This is a genomic window from Acidovorax facilis, from assembly GCF_023913775.1.
Taxonomy (GTDB): domain Bacteria; phylum Pseudomonadota; class Gammaproteobacteria; order Burkholderiales; family Burkholderiaceae_C; genus Acidovorax; species Acidovorax facilis.
In genome coordinates this window covers 23,157-38,359 of sequence record NZ_JAMXAX010000046.1, presented here as the reverse complement: position 1 = coordinate 38,359, position 15,203 = coordinate 23,157, and the positions used below count along the sequence as shown (strand labels likewise).

The window sequence follows — 15,203 nt, the reverse complement described above, 5'->3', positions numbered from 1 at the left end:
GGGGCTTGGTGTGTGCGAAGTCGATGCCCAGGTCTGCGGCGTTCTCGGCGGTGACCAGCAGGGGTTTGGTTTGCGCCTGCACCATCAGGGCCAGTGTGGTGCTAGGGGTGTGGTCGGTGGGGGCGAAGAGGGAGGTGCTGGCCAGGGTGGGGTCAGCGTAGGGGCTGTACGGGTCGGGCTGGGCGTTGCCACCAGGGCCGCTGTCGGCAAAAGCGCCCACGTTGTCCTGGGGCTGGTCTGTGTAGCTATTGAATGCGCCGCCAGGAGCGGGCTGGCTGGTCAGGTCGCCAGGGGCTGGCGCGTAGGTGGAGGCGGAGGGTGCAACTTGCATGGCGCGCGACTGTGCCTACAGGCATCAGCGCGCGAAACTGGGAAGGCTCCTAGCTAGGAATGACCCCTATAGGGGATGAGTCGGCGTGTGCTGATGGCGAAATTCGGCCCCATGGCATATGTGCCAAGCGCAAACAGCTATTAAATAAGGAGCATCTGTGCAGCCAGAGTGAAGGAAGGGGTTGCACAGGTTACGGATTTTTACGCGCGTTGGAGGCAGTGGGCGCGGTGCAGATGGAGCCCGTCAGCAATTTAGTGGCGGAGGCGTGGCCTGACAAACAGGCGTATACCTGCCAAGCAAGATAAAGCCGACGGCAGGCGGCACACCGGCTCAAATGCCCTGGGTTGTGATTGCTGTGCGCTCGCGCAATGCAGACAGTATGTGCCGCGCTGCCTCAGCGGCGCTGCTGCGCGCAGTGTCCACCACGAGCCGCTCCTGACCCCAGTGCGCGTAATCGTGCTGCAACACGGCCTGCCAAGTCGGCACCAGCAGCCCTGGGACTTCCATGGCCCGCGTTTCCACCCGCCGCTGGTGCTCTGCGGCATTCGAGCAAATCACTTCCACCTCCAGCAGGGGCACCCGCGTATCACGCGCCACGGTACGCCAGGCTTCGCGCGTCACCGGCAGCGGGTTGACGCAGTCCGCCAGCACCGGCAAACCCTGCGCAAGCTGGGTGCGCGCCAGCGCATAGGCCACCCGGTAGCCCGCCGCGCCCACCTCTCCTGCCATCAGCACGCCGGAATCCCGCAGCGCCTGCTCAATGGTGTCGATACGCAGGTACACCGCAGGCCAATGCGCCAGCAGCGCGTTGGCGACCGTGCTCTTGCCCACGCAGGGCAGCCCGCCCAGCACCACCAGGATCGAGGCGGGAGCAGGAGCGGTGGCTGCGCTCAATCCACCACCGTCAACTTGGCCACGCTGAGCGCCAGCCACTTGGTGCCATGGCGCGGGAAGTTGACCTGCGCACGCGCGTCGTCGCCCGTGCCCTCGATGGCCAGCACCTTGCCTTCGCCGAACTTGGTGTGGAACACGTTGATGCCCGCGCGCAGGCCGTGGGACGGCGCGGTCTTCTGCACGGGCACCGGTGGGCTGGCGAATGTCTCGGATTTAAAGCCAAATTGGCCTCTAGCGCCTGATGGATAAGCGCCACCAGCTCCTGAATTAGGAGCATACGATCCAAACCCTTGCTGCTTGGGCGTAATCCACTTGAGCGCGCTTTCGGGCAGTTCGTCGAAGAACCGGCTCTTGATGTTGTAGCGCGTCTGGCCGTGCAGCATGCGCGTTTGCGAATGGCTCAGGTACAAGCGCTTGCGGGCACGGGTGATCGCCACGTACATCAGGCGGCGTTCTTCCTCCAGGCCATCGCGGTCGCTGGCGGAGTTCTCGTGCGGGAACAGGCCCTCTTCCATGCCACCGATGAACACACCGTCAAACTCCAGGCCCTTGCTGGCGTGCACCGTCATCAGCTGCACCGCGTCCTGCCCGGCCTGAGCCTGGTTGTCGCCCGCCTCCAGCGCGGCATGGGTCAGGAAGGCCGCCAGGGGCGAGAGGGTTTCACCGGTGTCGGCATCCACAATGCCGGGCACGGCGGGTTTCAGTGGTTCGTCCAGCACCGGCGCGTTGGGGTCCAGCCCCTGGCTCACCGCGCTTTGCGTGAGCGGTGTGCCATGCTCGTCCAGCGGCAGGGCCACGGCATCCCGGCCAAAACCTTCTTGCGTGACAAAACTCTCGGCGGCGTTGACCAGTTCCTGCAAGTTCTCGATGCGGTCGGCGCCTTCCTTTTCGGTGCGAAAGTGCTCCACCAGGCCCGTGGATTCGAGCATCTGCTCGATGATGCCGCGCAGGTTCAGGCCCTGGGTCTGCTCGCGCAGCACGTCCACCATGGCCACAAACGCGCCCAGGTTGGCGCCCGCCTTGCCGGGCACGGCGCTCACCGCGTCGTGCAGCGAGCAACCTGCGGCGCGGGCGGCGTCCTGCAGCACCTCGATGCTGCGCGCGCCAATGCCACGCGGCGGAAAGTTGACGACGCGCGTGAAGCTGGTGTCGTCGTGTGGGTTCTCCAAGAGGCGCAGGTAGGCCAGCGCGTGCTTGATTTCGGCACGCTCAAAAAACCGCAGTCCACCGTACACGCGGTAGGGCACACTGGCATTGAACAGCGCCGATTCGATCACCCGGCTTTGCGCATTGCTGCGGTAGAGCACAGCGATTTCCTTGCGCTCAAAGCCGTCGTTGCGCACGAGTTGCTTGATCTCATCGACCATCCACTGCGCCTCCGCCAGGTCAGAGCTGGCTTCGTACACGCGCACGGGCTCGCCCGCGCCCTGCGTGGTGCGCAGGTTCTTGCCCAGGCGGCGGCTGTTGTGGCTGATGAGGGCGTTGGCCGAATCAAGAATGTTGCTGTAGCTGCGGTAGTTCTGCTCCAGCTTGATCTGGCGCTGCACGTCGAACTCGCGCACAAAGTCGGTCATGTTGCCCACGCGCGCACCGCGAAAGGCGTAGATGCTCTGGTCGTCGTCGCCCACGGCAATCACGCTGCCGCGCGCCTCAAAGCGCCCGCCCACATCGTTGCCCGCCAGCTGCTTGAGCCAGGCGTACTGCAGCTTGTTGGTGTCCTGAAACTCGTCCACCAGGATGTGCTGAAACCGGCGCTGGTAGTGCTCGCGGATCGGGTCGTTGTCGCGCAGCAGCTCGTAGCTGCGCAGCATCAGCTCGCCAAAGTCCACCACGCCTTCGCGCTGGCATTGGTCTTCGTACAGCTGGTAAATCTCGACCTTCTTGCGCGAGTCGCTGTCGTGCGCCTCCACGTTGGCGGGGCGCAGGCCTTCTTCCTTGCAATTGGCAATGAAATACGCCAGCTGTTTGGGCGGAAAACGCTCATCGTCCACGTTGTGCTGCTTGCACAGGCGCTTGATGGCCGAGAGCTGGTCTTGCGTGTCCAGAATTTGAAAGGACTGCGACAGGCCCGCCGCCTTGTGGTGCGCGCGCAAAAGGCGATTGCACAGGCCGTGGAAGGTGCCGATCCACATGCCGCGCACGTTCACCGGCAGCATGGCGGACAGACGCGCCACCATCTCTTTGGCGGCCTTGTTGGTGAAGGTGACGGCCAGAATGCCGCCGGGCGTGGCGTAGCCGTTTTGCAGTAGCCAGGCGATGCGCGTGGTCAGCACTCGGGTCTTGCCTGAACCTGCCCCCGCCAGAATCAGTGCGTGGCCTGCGGGCAGCGTGACGGCCGCCAGTTGCTCGTCGTTCAGATTGGCCAGGAGGGGCGATGCAGCCGAGGCCGCAGCAGCGTGTGGGGGCACCAAGGCTTCGGGTGCACCCGGGAACGGGTCTTGTGGGAACATGCGGCCATTGTAGAAAGCGCCCCGGCGCCCTCCCCCGCCCGACCATGAAAAACATTGCCCGCACCCTGGCCAGCGTCCTGGTCCTTACTTACACAGCCTCAGCGCTGGCCCAGGCCAGCTGCAGCAGTGACGGCATCCTACAGCCCGTGGCCATTTTCGAGCGCTTCATCAGTGCCGACTGCGAAGCCTGCTGGAGCGATGCGGCCACCCCCGCGCCCTCTGCCACGGCGGGCGTGGCGGTGCTGGACTGGATCGTGCCGGGCAAGGCCGGTGACGAAGCGCCCTTGTCGGCCGCCGCCACCAACGACGCCCTGGCCCGCCTGCAGACCCTGGGCCGCAAGCCCCCTGTCACCACCGATGTGCACACTGCGGCCATCGAGGCCGCCACGCCCGCCCGCCTGCGCGTGGCCCACGGCATGCCGTTCAACGACTACCTGGGCGCGGCCATCGCGTTCACGCCCGTGCAGCGCGCTGCACAGCGCAACGTCGCAACGCCCGGAGCCATGGACTTCTATCTGCTGCTTGTCGAATCCGTGCCTGCAGGCACCGAAGGCACGAAAGTGGCGCGAAATATGGTTCGAAACATGCTCCACGGCACGTGGGAAAAGCGCGACAAGCTATCAAAAAAAGAGCAAATGAAATGGATGGAAACCCGGTCCATTCGCATCCCGGAAGGCGCAGAGGCCGAGCGGCTGCGCATGGTGGGCTGGGTGCAGGACGCCCAGGGCAGCGTCCTGGCGGCTGCGCAGTCCACCTGCCGATGACATCGGTGATACCGGTCATACCCGCACGGTTATAGGGTCTGCCAGGCAGGCGGGTAGAATCAATCACCGGGCCCAAGTTTCTTGACGCCCGGTTTTTTGTGCCCGCGCAATCTGCGGGGTTCGGAGCTGGCCACCACGCCAGTGCCCACAAAGCCGGTCCCAAGCCAAGCGCCCACGCCCGCGAAATCCTTCGCAGGCGACCTTTTCAAAGGAGCTTGGAATCTCATGGAAATCTTCGATTACGACAACGTTTTGCTGCTGCCCCGCAAATGCCGCGTGGAAAGCCGCTCGGAATGCGACGCCAGCGTGGAGCTGGGCGGCCGCTCGTTCCGCATCCCCGTGGTACCCGCCAACATGAAAACGGTGGTGGACGAAAAGATCTGTACCTGGATGGCCCAGAACGGCTACTTCTACGTCATGCACCGGTTTGACCTGGACAACCTCCAGTTCGTCAAGGACATGCACGCCAAGGGCTGCTACGCCTCGATCTCACTGGGCGTCAAACGACCCGACTACGACACCGTGGACCAGTTGGTGGCCCTGGGCCTCACGCCCGAATACATCACCATCGACATCGCCCATGGGCATGCCGACAGCGTGAAGAACATGATTGGCTACCTCAAGCAGCACCTGCCCAAGGCGTTTGTGATTGCTGGCAATGTGGCCACGCCTGAAGCCATCATCGACCTGGAAAACTGGGGTGCCGACGCGACCAAGGTAGGCGTGGGCCCGGGCAAGGTGTGCATCACCAAACTCAAGACCGGCTTTGGCACGGGCGGCTGGCAGCTATCTGCCCTCAAGTGGTGTGCCCGCGTGGCCACCAAACCCATCATTGCCGACGGCGGCATCCGCAGCCATGGCGACATCGCCAAGAGCATCCGTTTTGGCGCCAGCATGGTGATGATCGGCTCGCTGTTCGCAGGCCATGAAGAGTCCCCCGGCAAGACGGTGGAGGTGGACGGCGCTCTGTTCAAGGAGTACTACGGCTCAGCCAGCGACTTCAACAAGGGCGAGTACAAGCACGTGGAAGGCAAGCGCATCCTGGAGCCCATCAAGGGCAAGCTGGCCGAGACGCTGATCGAGATGGAGCAGGATGTGCAAAGCTCCATCAGCTACGCCGGCGGCACCAAGCTGATGGACGTGCGCAAGGTCAACTATGTGATCCTGGGCGGCGACAACGCGGGTGAGCACCTGCTGATGTAAACCAGCACCCGGGCCGAGATCAACGCGAGGTCAGGCCCGCAGCAGGTTTTGCGCCATGTGGTGCAGGTCATGCCCGGGCTGGTCCAGGGCATCGACGATGCTGAAGTGGTGCAGTCCGGGTAATGCCACGCTACGGGGCACGAAGTGGCTGCCCCAGGCGTTCTGCATCAACTGGTTCTGACGTAGGAACTCGGGGCTTTCATCCGCCCCCACGGCGCAATAGAGCGTACCGATGGCGGGCTCCAGCAGGCGCGCCGGGCTGTACTGCAGCACTTGCTGCTCCGTGAGGTTCAGCACCGTCTGGTACATGGGGGTGTGCATGATGGGCTCCAGATCGTGGACCCCGGAGATCGACAGCGCATTGCGCACCAGCCCATCCGGCAGACCGTCACCGATCAGCGGCCACACACTGGTGAGCAGCAGGGCCGCCAGTTGGCCTCCCGCCGAATGCCCTGCCACCGTAATCCGCTTCGGGTCGCCCCCATGGGCGGCAACGTGGTGCCACACCCAACCCAGTGCTTTCTCCATTTGCCGCACGATGTGCGGGATGGTCACCGGCGCCTCGGGGGTGCCTGGGCACAACGCGTAGTTCAGCACCACCACACAAAACCCGGCCTGGGTAAAAGGCGGCGCAATGAACGAGTGATCGGATTTGTCGAGCGACCGCCAGTAGCCGCCATGGATGAACACCAGCACAGGCACCGGCCCGCCCGTGGTACGTGCAGACGGAAACACGTCCAGGGTTTCCCCTGCACCGCTGCCATAGGCCACATCCAGCACACAAGGGACGTTGGCCCGCACCTGCGCAGAATCCCGTGCCCAGCGCTGCAGGTAGTCCATGTGGTCGGGCACCAGAGCACGGTTGTTGTACATGCGCTCCAGCCAGGCGGGGTCATGCAGGGGCAAGGTCATGGGTAGGGTCTCCTGGGGCTGTGCGGCATCATCATTCCAATCTAGCCATGCTGCAAGCTCCGTGACAGGGTGATGCACCAAAAAGGCACATGATGCACACAGAGACAACGATCCCGGATGTATGACGCCATGACCACTACCCCGCTTCGCATTGCAGTCCTGGGCATTGGCATGATGGGCCGCCCCATCGCACGCCGCCTCAAGGAAGCCGGCCATCAGGTCCAGGTGTGGAACCGTACCCGAGCCAAGGCGGAGCCCCTGGCAGCGTTTGGCATCACCGTCCATGCCTCGCCCACCGAAGCGGTCCAGAACGCCGATATGGTGATCAGCCTGCTGGAAAACGGCCCTGTCGTAGGACACGTCCTGTTCGAATCCGGAACGGCCAAGGCGATGCGCAAAGGCGCCCTCTTCATCGACATGGCCTCCATCCAGCCCCGCGAAGCACGGGACCACGCCGCCCGCCTGGGCGAGATGGGCCTGGCCCACCTGGATGCACCTGTATCAGGTGGGACGGTGGGAGCAGAAAACGGCACGCTCGCCATCCTGGTGGGCGGGCGCCCTGAAGACTTTGCGCAGGCCCAGCCCGTGTTCGCCGCCTGCGGCCGCGCTACCCATGTGGGCCCGCACGGCGCGGGCCAGCTCACCAAGTTGGCCAACCAGATGATCGTGGGCATCACCATCGGCGCGGTGGCCGAGGCACTGCTGTTTGCAGCCAAGGGCGGCGCAGACATGGCCAAGGTGCGCGAAGCCATTCAGGGAGGTTTTGCAGACAGCCGCATCCTGCAACTGCATGGCCAACGCATGGTGGAGCGTGACTTTGCCCCACGCGGCCGCATGGCCGTGCAGCTCAAGGACATGCGCAACGCCCTGGCGACGGCCGGCGAGATCGGCTTCGACGCGCCCATCACAGCCCTGTTCGAGACCCTCTATGCCGAAGGCGTAGATCATGGCTTGGGCGAACTGGACCACAGTGGCCTGTTTGTCGAACTCGCCAGCCGCAATGCCATGCAATAATTTTCTGGGTTGCTTGCCAAGCCACAAAAAACTAGTGCATAATTCGAGGCTCTGCAGCAATGCAGACAGATTTATAAAAAGTTTGGGTTCTTAGCTCAGTTGGTAGAGCAGCGGACTCTTAATCCGTAGGTCGAGTGTTCGAGTCACTCAGGACCCACCAAACAAAAGCCGCAAGGCGCAAAAAGCCGGTGTTACTTCAATGTAGCGTCGGCTTTTTTGTTTTTCTGGCTACGACAGAGGCGCAACACACCCCTTCCTCGGCTAGCTCCGTTCTCAGCAGCATCTTCAGGTTACAAAATAACCTCATCTTGCTCGCACATATGCGCTGTGCACCATACGCTATCCAGAAGAACCCGTTCCTCTTGGTACTGCAACGCGAGGATTTTCATGACTCCAATACTCCTGAGGCGGACAGCACTTCTCACAGGACTGAGCCTGCTCGCGCCCGCCACGCTGTCACGCGCGCAAGGGCAGGAGCGAGCAGTGGCGGGTTTGGCGCGCGGCGGCCAATGGCCTGCCTGGGATACCTTCAAGGCCCAATTCACCAGCGAGGAAGGCCGGGTGATCTCGGACGACGGGGAGGGAGGGCGCACCTACTCGGAAGGCCAAGCTTACGGACTTTTCTTTGCCCTGGTCGCCAATGACCGCAAAGGTTTCGACACCCTCCTGCGCTGGACTGAAAACAACCTGAGCGGCGGAGACCTGGGCGCACGCCTGCCCGCGTGGCTGTGGGGCCGTCGGCCGGACGGAACCTGGGGCGTTATTGACAGCAATGCGGCCTCCGACGCCGACATCTGGATTGCCTATGTCTTGGGCGAGGCGGCACGACTGTGGAATGCCCCGCAATATCGCGCTTTGGGGGCCCGTCTGGCCGACCGCATCATTGCAGAGGAGACCGCAGACCTCCCTGGCCTGGGGCCGAGCCTGCTCCCTGCGCCAAGCGGCTTTGTGGAGGCCGAAGGCCGATGGAAACTCAACCCAAGCTATATGCCGTTGCAGGTCATGCAACGGCTGGCCACGCTCTACCCCCTCCCTGCCTGGAGACAGCTTACTCAAAGTTCTGAAAAAATCATCGTGGGAGCCTCCCCCAAAGGCTACGCCCCTGACTGGACCTTGTACGACGCACGGCAAGGCTTTCTCATTGACGAAAAAGGCAAGGAAAAAGGCCAGGGCGCCTACAACGCGATTCGCGTCTACCTGTGGGCAGGCATGCTGCACCCTGCCGCACCTGGCCGCAAGCCCTTGCTTTCTGCATTGGCCCCCATGGCGAGATACGTGCGCGAACAGGGGTACCCACCTGAATCGATTGATGTACTGACAGGACAGGGCTCAGGCCCCGGTCCGGCAGGCTTTACGGCAGCGATGCTGCCCTTTTTGCAGGCGCAAGGCGATAGTGCTGCATTGAAAGCGCAGCTCAGCCGCCTCGTCGCGAATCCCGTGCGATCCACGGCGTACTATGAACAGACTCTGGCCCTGTTCGGACTGGGCTGGATGGAGGGGAGGTACCGGTTTTCATCCGGGGGTCAACTCCTGCCGCAGAGAACCAAGCCCTGATAGCGGCTCTTGCCGCAACGGCCGTCATCGGTCCTGTCCGAGCCCCCCTGCCCCTGCCCGATGTTCTACCCGTTGCCCACCCGATGAATCCCAACGCCCACACACTTTGGCGCGCGCCCCAATGGACCCTCGCTGCCCTCCTCGCCGTACTGGGCATGCTGGGGCCTTTCTCGATTGACACCTACATACCTGCCTTCGCAGGCATTGCCAGTGCCCTGGGCGCCACCCCGGTGGAGATGCAACAGACCCTTTCGGCCTATCTCTTTGGTTTTGCGTTCATGAACCTCTTCCATGGAGCACTCGCCGACAGCTTTGGCCGGCGACCGGTGGTCCTGTGCGGGATTGCCATGTTCACGCTGGCCTCGGCTGGATGCGCGCTGTCACAAAGCATCGGCCAGCTCATAGCGTTCAGGGCATTGCAGGGCTTGTCTACGGGCGCTGGCATTGTGGTGTCGCGTGCGGTCATCCGCGACATGTTTCCCCCAGCGCGCGCGCAGCAGGTGATGAGCCAAGTGACGATCTACTTTGGCATAGCCCCAGCCATCGCTCCCATCGTGGGCGGCTGGCTCTTTGTACATGCAGGCTGGCACAGCATCTTCTGGTTTCTGACCTGCGTGGGCGTGGTGCTCTGGGTCGCAAACTTCAGGCTCCTGCCCGAAACATTGCAGGCCGAGCATCGCCAGCCGTTCAATGGGCCCCATCTGATGCGGGGGTACTGGCAGCTGGGGTCAAGCCCTCGATTTGTGCTGCTGGCGCTCGCAAGCGGCGTTCCTTTCAATGGAATGTTCCTGTACGTACTGGCAGCACCTGCCTTTCTGGGCGAACACCTTGCACTAGCCCCCACGCAGTTCTTCTGGTTCTTTCTACTGACCATTTCGGGCATCATGGGCGGCGCGTGGCTGAGCGGGCGTCTGGCCGGCAAGATCGCTCCAAAACGACAGATACGGCACGGCTTTGTGATCATGTTCACCGTAGCCGTCTTCAACCTGGGAGCAAATCTGCTCTTTCCCGTGCACGCGGCCTGGTCGCTGCTGCCGATTGCGGTCTTTGCGTTTGGCTGGGCACTGATGGTGCCGGTAGTGACCCTGCTGGTGCTGGACCTTCACCCCGAGCGCCGCGGCATGGCCTCATCCATGCAAGCGTTTGTCGGCTCTACTGCGAACGGCATTGTGGCGGGCATCCTGGTCCCTTTGGTGATGCACTCAACGGTCTTGCTGGCCTTCGCATCGCTGCTCATGATGTGCGTGGGCATGATGGCTTGGATCTATCTGCACCATCGCTGGCCCGATATTGGCAGGACTGCAACGCCAGGTTGAGCCCCTGGCGTTTGTGAATTGCCCTGCGTGCTGCAACAATGAGACCTCACTCTACGCTCCGCCAAGTCAGTGCGCACCAGCGAGAGTGGGATTCCAGGCGCCCGAGTACAACGCCCAGCCCAACTGGAAGCTTGGCATGTTTGTCGATGTCGAAGCATTCAAGGCGGCAAAGGAACAGTAAGCAACCCGGTGAAGCCTCTGGAAAGCCGCTATGCCCGCCAGGCACTGGGGCCATCGACGCCTCGGACCGCAACTTTCTAGCCAGGGCGCCAACCGAGCGGCTCCACCGCTACGCAGTTCACGCCGGCTGAGTTCTGAAGTGCACCCCACGGCACCTGACGCCAAGCTTCCGTGCAACCCGGAGGGGGTCCTATGACAGTTGCCGCCGGTCCACCCCTTTTTCCTGGTAGTACCGGATTTTTTCGGCATACATGGCCTGGTCGGCGCGATGGATGGCCGCTTCGACCATGTCGCCCGAACGGCACGAAGCGACGCCCATGGCCAGGCTGATCGGCTGGCCCGGATAGAACTGGTTGTTCAAGTCCAACATGGAGAGAATGCGCTCCTGCAACGCAAAGGCGCTGCGCTCGTCCATGCCTGGCAGCAACACCGTGAATTCATCTCCGCCAATGCGCGCGGCGCAGGCTGGCGGGTCCACCGCCTTGGCCAGTACTTCGCCCACCCTGCGCAGCATGGAATCGCCCGCAGCATGGCCCTGCTCATCGTTCACAACCTTGAGCCCGTTCAAATCAATCGCAATGATGGACAGAGGCCACGGTCCCTTGCGAGTGACACGATTGAGTTCTTCCGCATAGAAGGCCCGGTTGCGCAGCTGCGTCAGGACGTCATGCTTGCCAAGGTACTCCAGGTAGGCCTCGGCCTTTTTGCGCGCCGTGATGTCCACCAGCGACAGCAGCACCAGCCCCCAGTCCGCAAGATGGTCTGCCAACACGGAAAACTGCATGTGGATATGCACCGCATCCCCCGACAGCGCGTAGTTGACCACTTCGCGCTGCTGAAAGGTCTTGCCTTCCCACAGGTCCAGCAACTGGTCCGCGAAGGACTCATGCATCTCACCCCTAAACACCCGCCCTATGTTGTTCAGAAGCATCTCCTTGCTGGACGCACCGAACATGCGCAACGTCTGCTGGTTGACATCGACCACGCGAATCTCCTGCATGCAGCGCGTGACGAATTCAGGGTGCACCGTGATGAAGGTCTTGAAATCGTCAATGCCCTGCGAGCGAACGCCGTCGAGCAGGCTTTTCACGGCACTGAAATCCTCGACCCACAACGAGACCGGGGAGTGCTCGAACAAATCCCGCGCATATTGTTCGCTGCGCCGAAGTTGGCTGGCACTCCGCACTTGGGCCGTGATGTCTTCCAGCGAAAGCAGAACGCGGCTCCAGTCCGCTTCATACCCTGGAAGGATGCGTGCGCGAATCTGAACGTCAAGACGCCGGCCATCCAGCGCATAGTTGACAGTCTGGTTCGAAAACTCCAGCTGCCCGGACCACAGCGCCGCCAGCTCATGGAAGACCGCATCGTGCATGTCATCCCTGAAGACCTGGTCCAGATTCGCTTCAAGCACCTGTTGGTTCTCGGCCGCAAACAGCTCCAGCGTGCGGCGATTGACTTTCAACACCTTGAGGGCAGCGCTGCATTGCCGCACCCTTGCGGAGTCCTGAGCAAGGTGGGCACGAAGATCGGAAACCCCCGCAGCGCGCCAGCGATCAAAAAGTTGCTTCAGGGCGCTGTAGTCCTCCAGCCAGAGAGACACGGGCGCCAGTTCGAACATGTGTTCGAAGTCTGCCTCGGAAGATAACGAAGACGACACTGCAGATTCCTCCCTGGGCAATTATTGTCGAGCTACTCTGCGTATTCTTGGTCCAGGGTCCCCACAACAACAAAAAAGGCCAGCACCTTGCGGTACCGGCCTTTGCAACAGGGGTGGCGCTAGCGCCACAGACCTGTCAGCGATCAGCGCGCGGGGCGCGCAGGGCGCTTGCGGGCATCGTGTGCCACGAACGGCTTGCCGCCACCACCAGCTGGCTTGGCAAACGCTGGCTTGCGGGGAGCGAAATCACCACGCGGTGCACCTGCATCACCACGGGGCGCAAAGCTGCCACGGCCTGCGTCACCAAAACCAGGTTTGCGGCCATAGCCTTCACCATCACGACGCGGCGCAAAACTACGGTCACCACCACGGTCATCACGACCCGCAAAACCGCCAGCGCCTTCACCACGTGCAGGAGCACCACGGTTGTCACGGCCAGCGAAACCACCGCCAAAGCCACCACCGAAACCACCACGGTCATTGCCACCACGTGCAGGACCACCGAAGCGGCCACGCGACTGGTTGTCACGGTTGTCGTACGAACGGCCCGGGGCGCCACGGCCACCACCAAAATCGCCACCGCGAGGTGCCTGCGGCGCGCGCTGCGAGGGCTCCATGCCGGGAATCACTTCGGCCTTGAACTGCTGGCGGCTGTACGACTCAATGTCGTAGATCTTGCGGCGATCGCGGAACTCGGCAAACGTGATGGCCAGGCCATCGCGACCCGCACGGCCAGTACGGCCAATGCGGTGGGTGTAGTCCTCGGCCTTCATGGGCAGGCCGAAGTTGAACACATGGGTGATCGTGGGCACATCGATACCACGTGCTGCCACATCGGTAGCCACCAGAATCTGCACCTGGCCAGCGCGCAATGCCATCAAACGGCGATTGCGCAAACCCTGGCTCAGGGCACCGTGCAATGCAACGGCCGAAAAGCCTTCTTGCTGCAGGTCGTTGGCCAGGCCATCGCACTCCACCTGGGTGCTGGCAAAAACGATGGCTTGGTTGATCGTGGTGTCACGCAGCCAGTGGTCCAGCATCTTGCGCTTGTGCTGGGCGTTGTCGGCCCAGTACAGCATTTGCTTGATGTTGGCATGCTTCTCTTGCGGAGAGTCAATGGTGACCTTCTGCACAGACGAACCTCCGTCGTGCATCACGCGCATGGCCAACTGCTGGATGCGGGGCGCGAAGGTAGCGCTGAACATCATGGTCTGCTTGCGCTGGGCGGTCAGCTGGTTCAGTTCGGCCAGGTCGTCCGAGAAACCCAGGTCGAGCATGCGGTCGGCTTCGTCAACGACCAGGAACTGCACCTTGTCGAGCTTGATCTGCATCGAGCGCTGCAGGTCCAGCAAGCGGCCAGGGGTGGCCACCACCAGGTCGGCGTTTTGCAGCTTGGCGATCTGCAATTGGTAAGGCATGCCACCCACCACGTTAGCGACACGCAGGCCACGGCAGTGCTTGACCAGGTCGATAGCATCGTGCGCGACTTGCTGCGCCAGTTCACGCGTGGGGCACAGAATCAGGGCACCAGGGGTGGCGGCCTTGAAATTGCGCGAGCTGGTGGGGTCCTTGCGCTTGGCGCGCTTGGGGGCAGGTTCACCACGGGCGGCAGCTTCGGCCACAGCGCGCTCGAAAGCAGCGCGTTCTTCGGCTTCAGCAGCAGCCTGCTGGTTGATCAGCGTGTGCAGCACGGGCAGCAGGAAGGCGGCAGTCTTGCCGCTGCCGGTCTGGCTGGAAACCATCAAGTCGATGAACTTGGTGGAGTCGTTGCCACCGCCCATTGCCAAGGGAATGGCCTTGAGCTGCACGCTGGTGGGCTGGGTGTAGCCCAGGTCAGCCACGGCTTGCACCAGTTCAGGGGCCAGGCCCAGTTCGATAAAGCCGTTGGGCTCAGCAGTCACGGTAACGTCGGCCTCGGTGGCAGCTGCCACCACGGCGTCCAGAGGGGAAGACTGCACGGAAATGTCGGCAGCAAAGGAAGTGTCGGCAGGCGCGAATTCGCCCTGCACCAAAGAGGTGTCGGTCATGATTTTTCTCTCACGAAGACGATCGCAAGCGTAGCCTGCGAGTGGCTTCGTCAATGGTTAAAAAACATCAACCATCAAACGAAACCTGCATTGCTCTGGGCGGATGCTGGTGGGCGTTGTTCGCTAGTCCTGCACTGCGTTGAAAACAGTCGGCTGGCAAGCCCGGTGTGTGAGGGGAGATGCACAATCTGCGAGGAATGGATTCCTGCGCAGCCGCTGATTATGGCATGGATAGGTACTTTCCCGCAAGCCCCTCTCAGTTCTTGCGATACAAACCCACAAGGTCTTCAGCCGCCCTCCCCGGAATCCGTCACACCGAAAGCAGGTGCTTGCGGTAGTGCGCCAGTTCGTCAATGGACTCATGCACGTCTGCCAGGGCCGTGTGCTTCTGCGCTTTCTTGAAGCTGGTGTAGGCCTCGGGCTTCCAGCGCTTGGCCAATTCCTTAAGGGTGCTCACGTCTACGTTGCGGTAATGGAAGAATCGCTCCAGCTTGGGCATATAGCGCACCAGAAAGCGCCGGTCCTGGCCGATGCTGTTGCCGCACATAGGCGCAGTCCCCTTGGGAACGTACTTGCTCAGGAAGGCAATGATCTGCTGCTCTGCCTCCTCCTCCGTCACGGTCGAGGCCTTCACCTTGTCGATGAGGCCGCTGCGACCGTGGGTGCCCTTGTTCCAGGCATCCATCTTGCCCAGCAGTTCATCGGACTGGTGGATCGCAAAAACTGGCCCCTCGATGCGCGGCTCCAGGCTCGGTCCCGTCACGATGACGGCGATTTCCAGCAGGCGGTCGGTATCGGGCTCCAGGCCTGTCATTTCGCAATCGAGCCAGACCAGGTTCTGGTCGGATTTGGCAAGTGCGTGAGGGGTGGGGTTGTTGGCTTCTGACATGGCGCGCATTGT

Annotated in this window: 12 protein-coding genes and 1 tRNA gene; 6 read left to right on the top strand and 7 right to left on the bottom strand. The window is 62.4% G+C overall.

Annotated elements, in window-relative coordinates; all coding sequences use genetic code 11:
* The 3 genes from NFX52_RS14535 to NFX52_RS14525 all read right to left on the bottom strand — a co-directional run.
* The coding region (locus NFX52_RS14535; RefSeq protein ID WP_252635694.1) for a hypothetical protein at positions 1 to 331 on the bottom strand (331 nt) is incomplete at its 3' end.
* Positions 332 to 661: 330 nt separating this feature from the next.
* Complete coding sequence (locus NFX52_RS14530) at positions 662 to 1,225, bottom strand: P-loop nucleotide/nucleoside kinase family protein (protein ID WP_242701189.1); 564 nt, start codon at positions 1,223 to 1,225, stop codon at positions 662 to 664.
* Positions 1,222 to 3,675: a UvrD-helicase domain-containing protein gene (locus NFX52_RS14525; protein ID WP_207401988.1), complete on the bottom strand. Its 2,454-nt coding sequence runs from the start codon at positions 3,673 to 3,675 to the stop codon at positions 1,222 to 1,224. The genes NFX52_RS14530 and NFX52_RS14525 overlap by 4 nt, the downstream gene beginning before the upstream one ends.
* 44 nt (positions 3,676 to 3,719) lie before the next feature.
* On the opposite strand from NFX52_RS14525, the gene NFX52_RS14520 reads away from it, so the two are divergent.
* Together NFX52_RS14520 and NFX52_RS14515 are read left to right on the top strand one after the other, a co-directional pair.
* Positions 3,720 to 4,439: a hypothetical protein gene (locus NFX52_RS14520; RefSeq protein ID WP_055403030.1), complete on the top strand. Its 720-nt coding sequence runs from the start codon at positions 3,720 to 3,722 to the stop codon at positions 4,437 to 4,439.
* 225 nt (positions 4,440 to 4,664) lie between these two features.
* The gene (locus tag NFX52_RS14515; protein ID WP_055403032.1) at positions 4,665 to 5,642 is read left to right on the top strand and encodes a GMP reductase; all 978 of its coding nucleotides are present in this window, start codon (positions 4,665 to 4,667) and stop codon (positions 5,640 to 5,642) included.
* 30 nt (positions 5,643 to 5,672) lie between these two features.
* Here the strand turns inward: NFX52_RS14515 and NFX52_RS14510 are convergent, their stop codons facing one another.
* A complete protein-coding gene (locus tag NFX52_RS14510; protein ID WP_055403034.1) occupies positions 5,673 to 6,554 on the bottom strand; it encodes an alpha/beta hydrolase in 882 nt (293 codons plus the stop codon).
* 129 nt (positions 6,555 to 6,683) lie between these two features.
* Here NFX52_RS14510 and NFX52_RS14505 point away from each other — a divergent pair, with 129 nt between their 5' ends.
* The 4 genes from NFX52_RS14505 (at position 6,684) to NFX52_RS14490 (ending at position 10,438) form a co-directional block, all read left to right on the top strand.
* The gene (locus NFX52_RS14505; RefSeq protein ID WP_055403091.1) at positions 6,684 to 7,568 is read left to right on the top strand and encodes an NAD(P)-dependent oxidoreductase; all 885 of its coding nucleotides are present in this window, start codon (positions 6,684 to 6,686) and stop codon (positions 7,566 to 7,568) included.
* An 84-nt stretch (positions 7,569 to 7,652) separates the two neighbouring features.
* Positions 7,653 to 7,728 (top strand) — tRNA-Lys (locus NFX52_RS14500).
* A 323-nt stretch (positions 7,729 to 8,051) separates the two neighbouring features.
* Positions 8,052 to 9,122: a cellulose synthase complex periplasmic endoglucanase BcsZ gene (bcsZ, locus tag NFX52_RS14495; protein WP_238385830.1), complete on the top strand. Its 1,071-nt coding sequence runs from the start codon at positions 8,052 to 8,054 to the stop codon at positions 9,120 to 9,122.
* An 83-nt stretch (positions 9,123 to 9,205) separates the two neighbouring features.
* Complete coding sequence (locus NFX52_RS14490; protein WP_055403038.1) at positions 9,206 to 10,438, top strand: multidrug effflux MFS transporter; 1,233 nt, start codon at positions 9,206 to 9,208, stop codon at positions 10,436 to 10,438.
* A 370-nt stretch (positions 10,439 to 10,808) separates the two neighbouring features.
* On the opposite strand, the gene NFX52_RS14485 is transcribed toward NFX52_RS14490, so the two are convergent.
* The 3 genes from NFX52_RS14485 to orn form a co-directional block, all read right to left on the bottom strand.
* The gene (locus tag NFX52_RS14485) at positions 10,809 to 12,275 is read right to left on the bottom strand and encodes a sensor domain-containing diguanylate cyclase (RefSeq protein WP_353848480.1); all 1,467 of its coding nucleotides are present in this window, start codon (positions 12,273 to 12,275) and stop codon (positions 10,809 to 10,811) included.
* A gap of 143 nt (positions 12,276 to 12,418) precedes the next feature.
* The gene (locus tag NFX52_RS14480; RefSeq protein WP_055403042.1) at positions 12,419 to 14,302 is read right to left on the bottom strand and encodes a DEAD/DEAH box helicase; all 1,884 of its coding nucleotides are present in this window, start codon (positions 14,300 to 14,302) and stop codon (positions 12,419 to 12,421) included.
* 310 nt (positions 14,303 to 14,612) lie between these two features.
* Positions 14,613 to 15,191 (bottom strand): oligoribonuclease, encoded by a 579-nt coding sequence (gene orn, locus NFX52_RS14475; RefSeq protein ID WP_008904975.1) that lies wholly within the window; start codon positions 15,189 to 15,191, stop codon positions 14,613 to 14,615.
* Between the last annotated feature and the right edge of the window lie 12 nt (positions 15,192 to 15,203).

Excerpts from the sequence above, each read along its gene's own strand:
- NFX52_RS14525 (WP_207401988.1), bottom strand. The coding sequence starts at position 3,675 with ATGTTCCCACAAGACCCGTTCCCGGGTGCACCCGAAGCCTTGGTGCCC.
- NFX52_RS14520 (WP_055403030.1), top strand. The coding sequence starts at position 3,720 with ATGAAAAACATTGCCCGCACCCTGGCCAGCGTCCTGGTCCTTACTTAC.
- NFX52_RS14515 (WP_055403032.1), top strand. The coding sequence starts at position 4,665 with ATGGAAATCTTCGATTACGACAACGTTTTGCTGCTGCCCCGCAAATGC.
- NFX52_RS14510 (WP_055403034.1), bottom strand. The coding sequence starts at position 6,554 with ATGACCTTGCCCCTGCATGACCCCGCCTGGCTGGAGCGCATGTACAAC.
- NFX52_RS14505 (WP_055403091.1), top strand. The coding sequence starts at position 6,684 with ATGACCACTACCCCGCTTCGCATTGCAGTCCTGGGCATTGGCATGATG.
- NFX52_RS14490 (WP_055403038.1), top strand. The coding sequence starts at position 9,206 with ATGAATCCCAACGCCCACACACTTTGGCGCGCGCCCCAATGGACCCTC.
- NFX52_RS14480 (WP_055403042.1), bottom strand. The coding sequence starts at position 14,302 with ATGACCGACACCTCTTTGGTGCAGGGCGAATTCGCGCCTGCCGACACT.
- orn (WP_008904975.1), bottom strand. The coding sequence starts at position 15,191 with ATGTCAGAAGCCAACAACCCCACCCCTCACGCACTTGCCAAATCCGAC.